This is a genomic window from Brachybacterium vulturis, from assembly GCF_002407185.1.
Classification (GTDB): Bacteria; Actinomycetota; Actinomycetes; order Actinomycetales; family Dermabacteraceae; genus Brachybacterium; species Brachybacterium vulturis.
In genome coordinates this window covers 3,725,586-3,739,897 of record NZ_CP023563.1, presented here as the reverse complement: position 1 = coordinate 3,739,897, position 14,312 = coordinate 3,725,586, and the positions used below count along the sequence as shown (strand labels likewise).

13 protein-coding genes are annotated in these 14,312 nt (G+C 69.8%); 5 read left to right on the top strand and 8 right to left on the bottom strand.

The window, feature by feature from the left end; all coding sequences use genetic code 11:
• Positions 1 to 4 precede the first annotated feature (4 nt).
• Positions 5 to 550, top strand: coding sequence for a hypothetical protein (locus CFK38_RS16800; protein WP_096804098.1), 546 nt, complete (start codon positions 5 to 7; stop codon positions 548 to 550).
• A 231-nt stretch (positions 551 to 781) separates the two neighbouring features.
• Here the strand turns inward: CFK38_RS16800 and CFK38_RS16795 are convergent, their stop codons facing one another.
• Positions 782 to 2,293, bottom strand: coding sequence for an MFS transporter (locus tag CFK38_RS16795; RefSeq protein WP_245851153.1), 1,512 nt, complete (start codon positions 2,291 to 2,293; stop codon positions 782 to 784).
• Positions 2,294 to 2,391: 98 nt separating this feature from the next.
• On the opposite strand from CFK38_RS16795, the gene CFK38_RS17810 reads away from it, so the two are divergent.
• Both CFK38_RS17810 and CFK38_RS16785 read left to right on the top strand, forming a co-directional pair.
• Positions 2,392 to 2,958 (top strand): TetR/AcrR family transcriptional regulator, encoded by a 567-nt coding sequence (locus CFK38_RS17810; protein ID WP_096804097.1) that lies wholly within the window; start codon positions 2,392 to 2,394, stop codon positions 2,956 to 2,958.
• The gene (locus tag CFK38_RS16785) at positions 2,955 to 4,052 is read left to right on the top strand and encodes a diaminopropionate ammonia-lyase (RefSeq protein WP_096804096.1); all 1,098 of its coding nucleotides are present in this window, start codon (positions 2,955 to 2,957) and stop codon (positions 4,050 to 4,052) included. The genes CFK38_RS17810 and CFK38_RS16785 overlap by 4 nt, the downstream gene beginning before the upstream one ends.
• A 41-nt stretch (positions 4,053 to 4,093) precedes the next feature.
• On the opposite strand, the gene CFK38_RS16780 is transcribed toward CFK38_RS16785, so the two are convergent.
• The 5 genes from CFK38_RS16780 to CFK38_RS16760 all read right to left on the bottom strand — a co-directional run bounded on the left by CFK38_RS16780 (position 4,094) and on the right by CFK38_RS16760 (position 9,790).
• Positions 4,094 to 4,588: a nucleoside deaminase gene (locus CFK38_RS16780; RefSeq protein ID WP_218192320.1), complete on the bottom strand. Its 495-nt coding sequence runs from the start codon at positions 4,586 to 4,588 to the stop codon at positions 4,094 to 4,096.
• A gap of 60 nt (positions 4,589 to 4,648) precedes the next feature.
• Positions 4,649 to 5,602: a carbohydrate ABC transporter permease gene (locus CFK38_RS16775; RefSeq protein WP_096804095.1), complete on the bottom strand. Its 954-nt coding sequence runs from the start codon at positions 5,600 to 5,602 to the stop codon at positions 4,649 to 4,651.
• Positions 5,602 to 6,585: an ABC transporter permease gene (locus tag CFK38_RS16770; protein ID WP_096804094.1), complete on the bottom strand. Its 984-nt coding sequence runs from the start codon at positions 6,583 to 6,585 to the stop codon at positions 5,602 to 5,604. Before CFK38_RS16770 ends, CFK38_RS16775 begins: the two co-directional genes overlap by 1 nt.
• Positions 6,586 to 6,589: 4 nt before the next feature.
• Positions 6,590 to 8,269 carry a type 2 periplasmic-binding domain-containing protein gene (locus CFK38_RS16765; RefSeq protein ID WP_096804093.1) on the bottom strand — a complete coding sequence of 560 codons (1,680 nt, stop codon included), beginning with the start codon at positions 8,267 to 8,269 and terminating at the stop codon, positions 6,590 to 6,592.
• Positions 8,270 to 8,596: 327 nt separating this feature from the next.
• Entirely contained in the window at positions 8,597 to 9,790 is a 1,194-nt protein-coding gene (locus CFK38_RS16760) for an ROK family transcriptional regulator (RefSeq protein WP_096804092.1), read from the bottom strand.
• A gap of 148 nt (positions 9,791 to 9,938) precedes the next feature.
• Between CFK38_RS16760 and CFK38_RS16755 the strand changes: the two genes are divergently transcribed.
• Positions 9,939 to 11,294, top strand: coding sequence for a family 20 glycosylhydrolase (locus CFK38_RS16755; protein ID WP_338025012.1), 1,356 nt, complete (start codon positions 9,939 to 9,941; stop codon positions 11,292 to 11,294).
• Between the two features lie 43 nt (positions 11,295 to 11,337).
• Here the strand turns inward: CFK38_RS16755 and CFK38_RS16750 are convergent, their stop codons facing one another.
• Both CFK38_RS16750 and CFK38_RS16745 read right to left on the bottom strand, forming a co-directional pair.
• Complete coding sequence (locus tag CFK38_RS16750; protein WP_096804091.1) at positions 11,338 to 12,714, bottom strand: sulfatase-like hydrolase/transferase; 1,377 nt, start codon at positions 12,712 to 12,714, stop codon at positions 11,338 to 11,340.
• Between the two features lie 159 nt (positions 12,715 to 12,873).
• Positions 12,874 to 13,641, bottom strand: a complete 768-nt coding sequence (locus CFK38_RS16745; RefSeq protein WP_096804090.1) for an SDR family NAD(P)-dependent oxidoreductase — start codon at positions 13,639 to 13,641, stop codon at positions 12,874 to 12,876.
• 265 nt (positions 13,642 to 13,906) lie between these two features.
• On the opposite strand from CFK38_RS16745, the gene CFK38_RS16740 reads away from it, so the two are divergent.
• Positions 13,907 to 14,290 (top strand): hypothetical protein, encoded by a 384-nt coding sequence (locus CFK38_RS16740; RefSeq protein WP_177371018.1) that lies wholly within the window; start codon positions 13,907 to 13,909, stop codon positions 14,288 to 14,290.
• Positions 14,291 to 14,312 lie beyond the last annotated feature (22 nt).

Genomic DNA, 14,312 nt, shown 5'->3' with positions numbered 1-14,312 from the left:
TGCGATGACTGACTCGCCTCTGCTGTTCTTCCACGACACGTCGGTCCTCGTGAACTTCTATCGGCCCGGGCTGATCCCCGTACTCGGCCCACTCCTGCGGGGCAACGTGCGGTGGACAGCGTCGATTCGTCACGAATGCCAGCGGAAGCAGCGCCAGCTCGAGCTTCCGGGCTTGATCGATGCAGCAGATGAGTTGCTCGGGGATCCGCTCTTTGCGGACAGTGGAGAGCACGCCGCGATCAGGCAGCTGCGCCGACAGATGGCGTCCCCCGGTGATCATCCACAGCAGCACCTCGGTGAGGCGGAATCGATCACGCTCATCCAGAAGCGCAGGCTTCGTGCGGTGTTCGTGACCGATGACCGTGCGGCAATGCGCTGGGCCGAACCCATCGAATGCGTCGGGACCTGGAAGCTCATCCGATTCGCGCGCCGGCGCGGGCTCGTGACTCCGAGCCAGGCGCTGCGGCTCTGGCAGTCGTTCGTCGACGCAGGCAGCACACCGCCTCAGGAGATCGCGACGCGAAGCCTGTTCGAGTCCAGTCTCGGATGACCGCCACCGAGCAGGGTCTATCCCTCTCGGCGGCGCGGCGACTCCCCGCCCTGCCCTGACCCGTGCGTACGAGGCGCCGACCCTTGGCAACTCAGTGCCTTTGGAGGCGCAGCAGAGACCTGAATCTTCCGGCGCCGTCTGCCGGCGTCGTGCAGCGAGCAGAGGAGGCAGTAGGAGAGAGTGCCGAAGCCCGGCGGGGTGCCGTTCTGTAAGGAGCATCCCTTCCGGGAATCAGCCCCGCAGCGTGCGATGCGCGATCAGCGCCGCGATGACCATCAGTCCCGCGCCGATCCCGCTGGTGAGCACCGCACCGGAGTCGAAGGCGTGCTGGGCGGAGTCCAGCAGCGCCTGGCCGGTGCGGGCCGGCAGCTCGGCGGCCACCGCCGTCGCCCCGCCGAGCGTCTCCGAGGCCGCGGCGTGCTGCGAGGCCGTGAGCCCGGCGGGCACCTCGAGATGGCTGCGGTAGGCGGCGTTCAGCAGGCTCCCCAGCACGGCGGTGCCGAGCACGGCCCCGGTCTCGTAGGCGGTCTCGGAGATCGCCGAGGCGGCCCCGGCCTTCTCGGCCGGCACGGCGGAGAGGATCAGGTCGTTGCTGATCGTCTCGGCGGTGCCCACCCCCGCACCCAGGACCGCGAACGCCAGCAGCAGGACGAGATCCCCGCCGAAGGCACCGGAGACCATGACCAGCACGAACCCGGTGGCGTTCAGACAGAGCCCGGCCACCACGGCGGTGGCCGGAGTGATGTGGCGGACCGCGCGCACCACCAGCAGCCCGGAGATGATCGTCACCACCAGTCCCGGCAGCAGCAGGAGCCCTGCCTCCATCGGCGTCCGGCCGCTGACCAGCTGCAAATGCTGGGAGACGAAGTACAGGAATCCCACCAGCGAGAACACGCTGAGCAGGTTCGCGGCCACCGCGCCCGTGAACCCCGCCCGGGTGAACAGCGTGACGTCGAGCATCGGCACCGTACGCGCCAGCTGCCGGCGCACGAAGACCGTCCCGCACAGCAGCGCGACCACCGCGCAGGTGATCGTGAGGACATCGATGCCCGCGGTGGAGGCGTGCTTGATCGCAGAGACCAGCGGCGTCATCGTCGCCAGGGCGAGCAGCACGCTGAGGGGATCCACCGGTCCCGGCGCCGGATCCCTCGACTCCGGGATGAGGATCGGACCGAGGAGCAGCAGCGGGAGCATCACCGGGACGGAGAGCAGGAACACCGAGCCCCAGGCGAAGTGCTCCAGCAGGAACCCGCCGACGATCGGGCCCAGCGCCGCTCCGCCCGAGAACCCGGCCGCCCAGATCGCGATCGCGGTGCGGCGCTGGGTGGGGTCGGTGAAGATGTTCCGGATCAGCGAGAGCGTGGCCGGCATGAGCATCGCCCCGAACACGGCCATCAGGGCGCGTGCGGCGATCAGCGCTCCGGCCGTCGGGGAGAACGCGGCCAGGGCCGAGACCACTGTGAAGCCGCTGCCGCCGATCAGCAGCAGGCGCCGACGGCCCAGACGGTCGCCCAGGCTGCCCATCGGGACCAGCAGTCCGGCGAGGATGAGCGGGTAGATGTCCACGATCCACAGCAGCTGCTGGCCGCTGGGGGTGAGCGCCTCGGAGATCGCGGGCAGCGCGAAGGCCAGCACCGTGTTGTCGATGGCGACCAGCAGCACCGGCAGCATCAGCACCGCCAGCGCCCACCACCGCGAGGGGGCGCGGGTGGGGGACGGGACCGAGTCGAGGACGGGCAGCACGGGGACCTCCAGGATGTGTGCGGTGCGAGCCCAGACTAAACCGTCCAGACGGTACAGTTCAAGGCCGGCGGGACCGGGGTGCGCGTAAGGTCGCTCTCATGTCCGCCCGCGATGCCCTGCTCTCCGCCTATCAGACGCTGCTCCTGGCCGAGGGGCAGCGTGCGACCACCCTCGAGGCGGTCGCGGCCGAGGCCGGTGTCTCCAAGGGCGGGCTCCTCTACCACTTCCGGTCCAAGGAAGCCCTGGCCGAGGCCCTGGTGGACCGGCTCGAGGAGCTGGTCGGCGAGGACCGGGAGGCGATGCGCAGAGCCGAGGACGGCCCGTCACGCTATTACGTGCGCACCTCCGTCTGGACGGACTCCCCCCTGGACCGGGCCCTGGTCGCCGTGGCCCAGCTCGCCCAGGAATCCCACGCCGGCGCCCGCGCCGCGATGGCCCGGGCCCGCGAAGCCTGGCTGGAACTGATCATCGAGGAGGTCGGACACCTGCCGACGGCCCGCGCGATCCTGCTCATCGGCGACGGGCTCTACTTCGATGCGGCACTCACCGGAGGCGACCACGCCGAGGCCGCGCATTTCGGGCCCGATGAGCTCATGCCGGTGATCGGTCACCTCCTCGACAGCGCCCCGCGCTGTGCCCGACCGACCGAGGAGAACAGAGCATGAGCACCGCCGACACCCCCGCCCGACGCTGGGTCGTGGGCGACCGCGACCCGTCCTGGTCGTGCCCGGTCCCGGACGAGGCAGCGCAGCTCTTCCACCGCACGCTCGAGGACTACGCCCCGACGCCGCTCCTCGAGCTGCCGGAGCTGGCCCGCGAGCTCGGCGTCGGCTCCGTCGTCGCCAAGGACGAGTCCACCCGGCTGGGGCTGCCGGCCTTCAAAGCCCTCGGGGCATCGTGGGCGGTCCATCGCGCGCTCGAGGCGGCGGGCCGCCGGCCCGACGCCGAGGTGGTCACGGCGACCGACGGCAATCACGGACGGGCCGTGGCCCACTTCGCCCGCGCGGCCGGGCGCAGGGCCCGCATCATGGTGCCGGCAGGGGGCGTCCACCCCTCAGCGGTCGCGGCGATCCGCGCCGAGGGCGCCGAGGTGGTGGAGGTGGACGGCTCCTACGACCAGACGGTCCGCACCGCCGCCGCATACTCGGCGCAGCAGCACGGGGTGCTCGTGCAGGACACCGCCTGGGACGGCTACGAGGAGGTGCCGGGATGGATCGTCGAGGGCTATGCGACGCTGTTCCGGGAGATCGATGCCCAGCTGCACGATGCCGGACAGCGCAGCCCGGATCTCCTGCTCGTCCCGACCGGGGTCGGCTCGCTGCTGCAGGCCGCGCTGGCCCACCACCGCTGCCGCAGCAGCCCCGGCAGCACGGCCGTCGTCTCCGTGGAGCCCGACGCCGCGGCCTGCATCGGGCCCAGCCTGATGGCAGGTCATCCCGTCACCGTGGAGACCGGGTCCACGATCATGTCCGGCCTGAACTGCGGCACCCCCTCCTCGCTGGCCTGGCCGCTGATCCGTGACGGGCTCGACGCCGCGGTCACGGTGAGCGACCAGGGCGCCATCGACGCGGCGCACCGCCTGGCGGCGCTCGGGGTCGAGGCCGGGCCGTGCGGGGCCGCGTCGCTGGCCGGTGCGCGGGAGGTCCTGACGGGCGAGGGGGAGCAGGCGCGCCGGCGGCACCTGGGTCTGGGGCCGGACAGCGTGGTGGTGCTGATGATCACCGAGGGGGTCGAGGCGAATCCCGTGCCGGTGGCATGAGCCCGCAGCGGTGCACTGAGGGATGCCCGGCGTGAGGACGCTCAGCGCAGGCCGAGCGCTCGCGCCTGCAGCTCCCGGATCTCTGCGCTGAGCTCCGCATCCGGGCCGGCCACCTCGATCCCGGGTGTGACGACCTGGATCGGCAGCGGAGCGACCGGTCCCGGCGGCGTTCCCCACTCCTGGGCCCACGCGCTCAGCTGCGCGGCGCTGCTGGCGTACACGATCCTCCCCAGCCCCACCCAGGCGTGGGCGGCGGCGCACATCGGGCAGTGCTCCCCGGAGGTGAACACCGTCGCCCGGGCGCGCTGGGCGGGGGAGAGGTGCTCGGCGGCCCAGCGGGCGATCGCGAACTCGGGATGCTGGGTGGCATCGCCGCCGGCGACCCGGTTGCGGTCGGCGAACAGCTCGGTCCCGTCGGCGTCGACCAGGAGCGAGCCGAAGGGCTCGTCCCCGGCCTCGAGCGCCTCCGCGGCGAGGTCCACGCAGCGGCGCAGCCGGAGGCGGTCACTGTCGGTGAGGGCAGAAGGATCCATCATGCCCCTACTGAACCACGTGGCCCGCTCGACCGATCCCGGGCAGGCTGCTCCGGCCCGTCGTCATCCCTTGATCGACCCGGTCAGCACGCCCTTGGTGAAGTACTTCTGCAGGAACGGGTACACGCAGAGGATGGGCAGCGTGGCCAGCACGATCACCGCGTTCTGCACACTGACGGCGGGGGGCGGCGGTTCGTTCGGGTTGGTCACGTTCGCGATGTCCGAGTTCTGCACCACGAACTGGTTCAGCACCACCTGGATCGGCCATTTCTCCGTGTCGTTGATGTAGATCATCGCGTTGAAGAAGACGTTCCAGTACCCCACCGCGTAGAACAGGGCGATCACCGCGATCACCGCTTTCGACAGCGGGATGACGATGGTGAAGAAGATCCGCAGCTCGGAGGCACCGTCGATGCGGGCCGCCTCCAGCAGCTCGCTGGGCAGGCCCATGAAGAAGGCACGCATGACCACCATGTTGAACGGGGAGATCAGCACCGGCAGGATCAGCGCCCAGTAGGTGTCCAGCAGTCCCAGGTTCTTCACCAGCAGGTAGTTGGGGATGAGCCCGGCGCCGAACAGCATGGTCAGCAGCACCATCAGCAGCACGCCGCGGGCCACCGGGGCGAATCGGGTCCGGGTGAGGCCGTAGGCGAGCAGGGCGGTCGCCAACGTGGACAGGAGCGTCCCGACGATGGTGATGAACGCGGAGTTCAGCAGTGCGCGGGAGATGATCCCGCCGCCCAGGATCGATTCGTAGGCACCGGTGGAGAAGCTGGTGGGGAACAGCTGCCCGGAGGTGACCGACTTGGGGGCGGCGAAACTCATCCCGATCACGTAGACGAAGGGGTAGAGCATCACCAGGCACACCGCGATGATGAAGATGACCTTGAGCGCCTGCAGGGCGGTCGACGGGGCCTCCTGCCAGATGGGGCGCCGGGCGCCGCGTCGACGCTTCGGCGGTGGGGTCGCCGTCTCGTGGGCGAGCTCGGTGGCTCCGCGCAGTCCGGTGGTGGTCATCAGATCACTCCTTCCCCGCCGAGCAGCTTGGCGATCTTGTTGGCGCCGAGGACGAGGATCGTCGCGATCACGCCCTTGATGAGTCCGGCCGCGGTGGCGACCCCCCAGTCCCCGCCGGCGATGCCGCGGAAGTACACGAAGGTGTCCAGCACCTGCGCGGCGTCGGCGCCCACCGCGGGCTGCTGCAGCAGCATCTGCTCGAAGCCGACGGTCAGCGCGGTCCCGACGTTGAGGATGAGCAGCATCGAGATGACCGGCATCATGCCCGGCAGGGTGATGTGCCACATCCGGCGCCAGGAGCTCGCCCCGTCGGTGGCGGCCGATTCGTACAGCTCGCCGGGGATGGCGACGATGGCCGCGAAGAAGATGATCGTTCCCCAGCCGACGTCCTTCCAGATCACCTGACTGGTGACCAGGATCTTGAAGGTCTCGGGGTTGGCCATGATGTTGATCCCGTCCACGCCCACCCGCTCGAGCACCTCGGAGACGAGCCCCGCGCCGCCCAGGATCTTCTGCCAGATGGAGATCACGACCACCCACGAGATGAAGTGGGGCAGATAGACGATGGTCTGGATGCCGCGCTTGACCGCGTTCGAGACCAGGGAGTTCAGGAACAGCGCGAGGATGATCGGCGCAGGGAAGGCGAAGACGATCTGCAGGAACGCGATGATCAGCGTGTTGGTCAGAGCCCGGATCACCTCCGGGTCGTGCACGATGCTGCGGAAGTTCTCCAGACCGATCCACTCGGACCCGAAGATCCCGCGGAACGGGGAGAAGTCCTGGAACGCGACCACGTTCCCCAGCAGCGGGATGTAGTGGAAGACCGCGAAGTAGATCACGCCGGGAAGGATGAAGAGGTAGGTCCACTTCTCCTTGAGGAGGCGTCGACCCAGCGGGACGCGTCGGGGTGAGGCGTCGTGCACGGACGTGTCCGCGAGCGTCCGCGGTGGCTTCTGCGACAGGGGGGCCTGATCCAGCGTCATCGGGTCAGCTCGCCTCGTCCAGCAGCTTCTGGAAGTCGTCCAGGACGTCCTGACCGCCGCGGTCCAGCCAGGTCTGCTGCAGCTCAGCGGCGTCCGAGACCGGGCGACGGCCGGAGACGATGGCGTTGTAGTAGTCCTTGTGGACCTGATCCAGCTTCGACGCATTGCGGGTGTGGACCGAGGAGGTCAGGGAGTCGACCGCCGAGGTGGAGCCGGAGCTCGTGGCGGACTCCAGCGTCTCCTTGATGTTCTCCAGCATGTCCTTGTTCATCTCGGGCAGCTGGTTGACCCGGTTCTGCAGCAGCCCCAGCCAGGTGCAGGCCCCCTCGGTGGGAGGGTTGTCGGCCGGGACCAGATTCTTGTCCGCGTCGAAGTCGAACTGGCGCCCTTCGATGCCGCTGTTGAGGAACAGGGCCTCCTGGGACCCGAACGGTGAGCGGTAGTAGTCGCAGATGCGCAGCAGCTCCCGGACCCGGTCCTCGTCCTTGCCCCGATCGGCGGGGATGCAGACCATGCCGCCGAAGGACTTCCCGAGCGCGTGCTTCCCGACCCCGCCGTCGACCGAGGGCATGGCGTAGTGGATGAACTCCGCCGTCGGCACGGCCTCCTTGCACAGGTTGATGCGCCCGGCATCGGGCACCCAGTAGAAGCCGGCGAAGGACGCCTCGTAGTTCAGCTGCTGGCCCTGCTTGAACAGCTCGGGGTTGACCTGTCCCAGCGCATCGGGGTGGAAGAAGCCTCCCTTCCACAGCTCGGCCATGAAGGCCAGGTGGTCCTCGTACTGAGGGAGCAGGTACTTGTGGGTGACCTTCCCGTCGACGATCTGGTACTCCTGCCCCAGATCGTGCAGCGGCTCGAAGGTGGTCGGCTCCAGCGCGCCGTGGGCGAACACCTCGCGCCCGGCCACCTTCCCGAGCTTCGCCAGTTCGAGCCACAGGGACTTGAGGTCCTCGGCGTCCTCGGGCACCGCATCGACGCCGACCTCCTTCATCGCATCCAGACGAAGCACCAGGAGGTTGTTGCGCAGCGGATCCGGGTTCGGCACGCCCAGGAGCGCGCCGTGGAGCGCCGAGTCCGTCCAGGCGCCTGCCGGGGTGGTCGCGAGGTTGGGGTACTGCTCGACCTTGTCGCCCTCGAGGTAGTCGTTCAGCTCCAGGAACGCGCCGTCGGAGAGGGCGCGCGCGGCGTTGGGGTCGTTGGGCTGGATGTAGACGAAGTCCGGCAGCTGGCCGGAGGCGAGCAGCGTGGCGAGCTTGTCGCCGTAGGAGGCGGCCGGGACCATCGTGATGTCGTAGGAGTCGACCCCGAGCTCGTCCTCGAGCTTCTGCCAGACCTGATTCTCGTCATGACCGGTGACCGGGGCGCCCCACAGGATCTGGAAGCTCGAGAGGGAGCCGCCCGCGGCCGGCTTCTCGGAGACGACGTCGCGGTACGCGCCGGGGGAGCCGACATAGAGGGGGGCGACACCCTCGACCTCGCTGGTGATGAGCCCGTCGACGGCCTCGGCCTCCACAGTGGTCGGGGTCGTGAGCTCCGTGGGGGAGCTGCTGCCGGATCGGCCTCCGGCCGAACCGCAGCTGCTCAGGAGGCCGGCGGCGGTGAGCGAGACGCCGGCGAGACCGAGGGCCTGCCGACGGGTGGGGGTGATGCTGTGGTCCTGTCCGGGGGAACGACGCTGCTCCATGGGGACTCCTTCGTGCCGGGCCCGCGAAGAGCGGGCGGTCAGAGTGTTGCGAGAAGTGACAAATTCTCTGTCGCGATCGCTCACTGTAGTGAATCAATTCACGATCGCGCAATGCCTTGCGGACCGCTGAGACGGGCGCTGTGGTCCCCGGAGGGCGCGCTTCCCTCACCTTTGAGTCTTTGACCTGGATTAATGGCCACTCTGGCAGAGAATGGTGACGATTTGATGTCGCTTACTGCTGCGATCTCGGTGCGCACGATAGGCATGGCCGTACCGAACTAGTGTCCATTTTGTGACAGTTGGGCGCTGTTGTGGAGCGGTGGCGCCTCAGCGGTCCAGTGCGGAGGAGGCGAGCTCCTCGACCAGTGGCGCCTGCGTCCTCATCGCGCGCAGTGCCGCGATGCCCGCGGCATGGAGGTCATCCGACGTGGTGGCCAGGCTCAGCTCCAGCGTGCGGGTGACCAGCGGCAGTGCCCGCCGCTGCAGCGACACTCTCACCGCCTCGGCGAACTCCGGCCCGGCCGCTGCGAGCTCGCCGCCCAGGACGATGGCATCGGGGTCCAGGATGTTGCAGACCATCGCCAGGGCGCGTCCCACCGTCTCGCCGGCATCGGCGAAGATCGTGGAGCATGCCTGGGAGCCGTGCGCCATCGCCTCGACCGCGTCCGCGACGTCGGCGTCCGCACCGAGCACGGCCCGGAGTCGTTCGGTGATCACATCCAGGCCGGTGTACAGCATCAGGCAGCCCCGATTGCCGCATCCGCACGGCGGGCCCATCGGATCGATGCTGACATGACCGAGCTCGCCGGCTCCCCCGTGGCTGCCGGGGTCGATCGTCCCCTCGACGACCTGGCCCATCGTGATGCCCCAGGAGAGATGGACGTAGACCAGGCTGCGCGGCCGTGGAGCGATGAGTGCGTGATGCTCCGCGAGGGAGATCAGGCGGGCGGCGTTCTCGATGATCACCGGTGCGGAGCTCCACCGCGAGGCCTCCCGCTTCGGATTGACCCCGCGCCACGCGCCGGCTCCCTGCTCCGCGAGGATCTCGCCGCTCTCGCGATCGCACTGCGTGTTCACCGCGAGATGCACGCGCAGGACCTGGGTCTCCTCGAGGTCGCATTCGGCGAGCAGCGTGCTGAGCAGCCTCTGCGCCTGCTCCATGCGCTCGCGGCCCGGTTGGTCGCGAGGACATTCCTGGCCGGCGGTCCGCAGCAGCCGACCATCGAGCGAGCCGACGGCGAGAGTCGTGGAGGTCATGCGGAACACCGCGGAGACCAGGACGCCCCGCTGCGGGGAGATCCCCAGCTGCTGCTTGAGCTGTGGGCGGTCGGGTGAGGTCGCGGCCGGCGCCTCGCCCTCCAGGGTGACCAGGGTGCCGTCCTCGAGCAGTGCGGCGGCGAGATTGGAGATCGTCGTGCGCGAGACGTCCAGCGCGCGGGACAGCTCGGCGCGGTGGGTCGGCCCTTCGCTGATCAGGTGGCCGAGGAGGCGTCGAGCGGTGTTGTTCGGATGTGCCCTCATCCTGCTGACTGTAGTGCCCTGCGCCGTGATACTTGTGGTGGCGGCTGAGAACGAGGCCCGGAGAGCAGTCGGTAAACTGACGCCTCTCACGTAGATTGACAGAGATGTCATACTGAGTGTCCAGTTTCGTAACAGACGGGGAGGGTTCATGATGTCAGCTGGGACGACCGAGGTCGGCGCAGCGCCGAGATCCGGGTGGGAAGGTTCCGCTGCTGTCGAGTGCGAGGGGCCGCAGCGGTCGACGCTGATCCCCGGACCGCTGTCTCCGGCGGAGCCGGTCCACTCGTGGCGCGGGCTGATGCTCGATTCGGCGCGCACCTGCTGGGATGTCGAGGTCGTGCACGAGCTGCTCGACCTGATGTCGCGCTACCGGCTCAATCGGCTGCACTGGCACCTCACCGACGACTCCGGCTGGAGGTTCGCGGTTCCTGGCTACGAGCGGCTCAGCGAGGTCGGCGCCCGCCTGCCACGACCGAACTACGGAGGGTACGACAACGTCCTTCCCGCCAAGCGCGAGCTCGCCGCCAGGCTCTCTCAGAGCCGGGACCTCCACGGCCAGTACACCGCTGACGAGATCGCCGGGGTGGTCGACCATGCGCGGCGCCTCGGCATCGAGATCATGCCCGAGGTCGATCTGCCCGGGCACATGGCGGCGGCGATCCGCTCCTATCCGGAGCTGGGCGATCCGCGGCTGCGGGACGTCGACCCTGCGCAGTGGAACCATCCCAACGATCTGCTGTGGCCGAGCGACGCCTCCTTCGACTTCCTCACGGCCGTGCTGAGGACGGTGATGGACCTGTTCCCCTTCTCCGCCGTGCACCTCGGCGGCGACGAGTGCAAGTACTGGATCTGGGAGTCGGATCCCGACCTCGTCGCCCGGTTCGGGGACGGCGGGGAACCTGCCGGGACCCTCCGACCGCTCCCCGCAGGGGTGGCTCCGATGTCCCTGTCGCAGAGCGGCCCCGGGTCCGGGAGCAGCGGTCTCGGCCCGCGCCTGCAGACGCACTTCACCGACCACGCCCGCTCCGTGCTGGCCGAGAGATCGCGGCGACCGGCGGCCTGGGACGAGCTGCTCGGCAGCTCCACCACCGGGGACGAGCTGATCGTCGCCTGGCGCCACGGGGCCGGTGCGTCGTCGGCCCTGGAGAGCGGGAACGACTGGATCTATGCCGACTGCGCGCATCTCTACCTCAACCGGGTCGCTGATGACCCCGAGACGGAGCCGCCCGGCATGTTCGGCACCATCACCCCGCGAGGCATCATCGAGCTCGAGATCCCGGAGTCCCCCACGCTGCGCGGCATCCAGGCGGCGGTCTGGACCGAGTTCATCCTGGATCGGGAGCACCTCCACCACCAGCTGTTCCCGCGGCTGCTCGCCGTCGCCGAACGTGCCTGGTGCGGCGCCGACGTCGAGTGGGAGGAGTTCGCGCCCCGCCTGGAGGCGGAGACCGCCTGGCTGCGCACCCAGGGAGTCCTCCCGGCGACGGAGCCCCGCCCGTCCTGAGGCGCGCGGACCGCGCTCTGTCCCGCGATGCGCAGGGCCGGGTTCAGGGCCGCTCGGCCCAGGGGTCACCGGAGTCCTGCTGCCAGGTGGCCAGGGACGCCGCCAGGCGCGCGAGGCTCTGCGCCTGCTGCGGATCCGCGGCCACGTCATGGACCTCGCCAGGGTCGGTGCGCAGAGCGTAGAGTTCGTCGCGCCGGATCGGCCGGAGGTGCCGGATCAGCTTGTGCGCGCCGTCGCTGGCCATGCGGGCGCGGTCCACATAGGCGGCATGCACCACCTCCCGCGGTGCGGTCGCACCCTCGTCGGTCAGCAGGGCGCCCAGGTCGTGGCCCTGGACGCCTGCCGGGATCGGCGCTCCCGCGCACCCCAGCAGGGTGGGCAGGAGGTCGGCATGCAGGGTCAAAGGGTCCAGCACCCGGCCGGCCTCGATGCCGGGACCGGCCAGGATCAGGGGCACGCGCAGGCTGTGCTCGTACAGGCTCTGCTTGCCCATCATCCCGTGCTGGCCCAGGGCCAGACCGTGATCGGCGGTGTAGACCACGAGCGTGTTCTCGATCATCCCGCTGGCCGTGAGGTGCTCCAGGATCTGACCGATCCCGTGATCGAGATGGCTGATCATCCCGTAGTAGTCCGCGAGGTGGCGGCGCACCTCCTCGGGATCGCGCGGCACGGCGGCGAGGTTCTCGTCCCGTTCCCCGAGGTTCGTGGTGTCCACCGCAGCGGTGCGGAAGTTCTCCGGCAGCGGCACCGCCGCAGGGTCCGTGCTGTCGTACAGCGCGGCGAACTCCTCCGGCGGGGTGCGCGGATCGTGCGGTGCGGTGAACGCGGCCCACAGGAAGAACGGCTCGATCTCCTCTGTCTCCTCCGTCCCGGAGCGCTCGGTGCCACGGCGCTGATGCGCCTCGAGCAGCTCGATCACGGCCTGGGCGAACACCTCGGTCGAGAATCCCTCGGCGATGCGCCGTGAGGACTCCGGATAGACGCCGGTGGGGTCGTAGTCGTGCACCGGCACTGCGGTGTGCTCGCTCATCCCGCCGAAGAAGATCTGTGCCCCGTCGTCGAAGGAGCGGTGGAAGGACTCGGTCCCGTTGTGCCACTTGCCCACCCCGTAGGTGCGGTACCCGTCCCCGCGCAGCACCTGCGGCAGCGTCGGTGCGTCGGGCGCGAGGTCATGCGCCTGCGGGGTGCCGATGCCGAGCCCGGCGGTGGCCGCGAGCACCTCCCGTCCCGAGAGGATGCTGGCACGGCTCGGCGCGCAGATCGCGCCGGTCATCCCTCCCTGGCAGTGATGCCTGCCGAGTCGGGTCCCCCGCGCGGCGAGGGCGTCCAGGTGCGGGGTGCGTGCCGGCGAGCCGGCGACGCCGAGCACGTCGTGGCGGTGATCATCGGCGATGAGGAACAGGATATGGGGGCGGGGCATGACGGCCTTCCGAGGACACGGAGTCGAGGGCGAGGTGCGGAGGCGACCCACGGACGAGTCGGGATCGGCGCCGCCAGGAGCGGCGAGGGCGATCAGCGATGACCGGCCGCCGGCGGGGAGCCCACTCGTACGAGTGCGGTCCGCGCCGGCGGGGCCCCGTCACTGCTTGCCGAGGATCCCCTCGCCGCCGTCGACGTTCAGCAGCGAGCCGGTGACGTACCCGGCCTCCTCCGAGCACAGCCAGACGGCGGCATCCGCCTGCTCGCGCGGATCGGCCGCGCGCTTCATCGGGATCGCGGAGGTGTAGCCCTCGTACTCGCGCGGGGAGGAGTCCTTCCACGCCGCGAGGGCCGCGGTGAAGGTGGCGCCGGGGCAGATCGCGTTCACGCGGATCCCCTGCTCGGCGTACTCGAGCGCGGCGGTCTGGGTCATGCCGTTGACCGCCCATTTCGAGGCGTTGTAGGGCGACAGTCCCGGGCTGCCGTTCTTGCCGGACATCGAGGAGGTGTTCACGATCGCCCCGAAGCCCTGCTTCTCCATCTGGCGCAGCTCATGCTTCATGAAGCTCATGGTGCCGAACACGTTCAGCGTGAACACCCGGTCCCACGTCGCGCGCTCCTGCTGCGTGAACGGGGTCGCGGCGGTGCCGATGCCGGCGTTGTTGTGGGCGAAGTCGAGCGTCTCCCACAGCTCGACCGTGCGCGCCACCATCCGCGCGGCGAGGTCCTCGTCGGAGGCATCGCCGACCATGGTCTCCGCGGTGCCGCCGGCCTCACGGATCAGCCGTGCGGTCTCCTCGAGCGGCTCCGCGGCGATGTCCATGATCATCACGCGCGCGCCGGCGTCGGCGAAGGCGAGCGCGCTGGCACGGCCGATGCCCCCGCCCGCTCCGGTGACGATCCCGTTCTTCCCCGACATGTCCGGCATGGTGACTCCTTCATCGCAATGGTCGGCGCGAGTGCCGCGTCGCCGTCACCGTAGCGGAGGGGCCTGCGAGGAATGCTGGTGCTCGCCTTCCGGCGCAGGACCGACGGATCCCGCAGCTGCGGATCGGGGCGCCTTCGTGCCGGTCCTCGCCTGCGCCCGGCTGATCGATGCCCGGCCGTTGTCACCCCTCACCTGCACGAGTACCGTCGAGAGCGCGACGCTGCCCACCGATGCAGAGGCCCACCGACGCAGGGGGTTCGAGGCCATGGCGACCACATCCGGATATCCGGTCCCGGAGGCGAGGGACGCGCTGGAGCGGCTGCGCGAGCGGGTCGGCGGCCAGTACCTCTATCCCGACGGCTCGCGCGGCTTCTGGCGCAATGCGGCGTTCAGCCGCATGGACGAGGAGGTCCTGGACGCGATCCTCGAGATCGCCGAGGCGCTCCCGGGTCGCGGCACCGGAGTGGACATCCATCATCTCGGCGGCGCCTTCGCCCGCGTCCCGGACGAGTCGACCGCCTTCCCGAATCGCACTGCGCGGTTCTGGATGACGATCTACAAAGAGCAGAAGTACCGTCGGCTGCAGCGCGTCCAGCGGCGTGACGATCCCGGGAACCTCTTCCGCGAGAACTGCGACGTGGCGCCGTGACCACTGGAGATCGGGGCGTCCG

What these genes read in the sequence shown, in the direction of transcription:
- CFK38_RS16800 (WP_096804098.1), top strand. Translation starts at nt 5, where the DNA reads ATGACTGACTCGCCTCTGCTGTTCTTCCACGACACGTCGGTCCTCGTG.
- CFK38_RS17810 (WP_096804097.1), top strand. Translation starts at nt 2,392, where the DNA reads ATGTCCGCCCGCGATGCCCTGCTCTCCGCCTATCAGACGCTGCTCCTG.
- CFK38_RS16785 (WP_096804096.1), top strand. Translation starts at nt 2,955, where the DNA reads ATGAGCACCGCCGACACCCCCGCCCGACGCTGGGTCGTGGGCGACCGC.
- CFK38_RS16780 (WP_218192320.1), bottom strand. Translation starts at nt 4,588, where the DNA reads ATGATGGATCCTTCTGCCCTCACCGACAGTGACCGCCTCCGGCTGCGC.
- CFK38_RS16775 (WP_096804095.1), bottom strand. Translation starts at nt 5,602, where the DNA reads ATGACCACCACCGGACTGCGCGGAGCCACCGAGCTCGCCCACGAGACG.
- CFK38_RS16770 (WP_096804094.1), bottom strand. Translation starts at nt 6,585, where the DNA reads ATGACGCTGGATCAGGCCCCCCTGTCGCAGAAGCCACCGCGGACGCTC.
- CFK38_RS16765 (WP_096804093.1), bottom strand. Translation starts at nt 8,269, where the DNA reads ATGGAGCAGCGTCGTTCCCCCGGACAGGACCACAGCATCACCCCCACC.
- CFK38_RS16760 (WP_096804092.1), bottom strand. Translation starts at nt 9,790, where the DNA reads ATGAGGGCACATCCGAACAACACCGCTCGACGCCTCCTCGGCCACCTG.
- CFK38_RS16755 (WP_338025012.1), top strand. Translation starts at nt 9,939, where the DNA reads ATGATGTCAGCTGGGACGACCGAGGTCGGCGCAGCGCCGAGATCCGGG.
- CFK38_RS16750 (WP_096804091.1), bottom strand. Translation starts at nt 12,714, where the DNA reads ATGCCCCGCCCCCATATCCTGTTCCTCATCGCCGATGATCACCGCCAC.
- CFK38_RS16745 (WP_096804090.1), bottom strand. Translation starts at nt 13,641, where the DNA reads ATGCCGGACATGTCGGGGAAGAACGGGATCGTCACCGGAGCGGGCGGG.
- CFK38_RS16740 (WP_177371018.1), top strand. Translation starts at nt 13,907, where the DNA reads ATGGCGACCACATCCGGATATCCGGTCCCGGAGGCGAGGGACGCGCTG.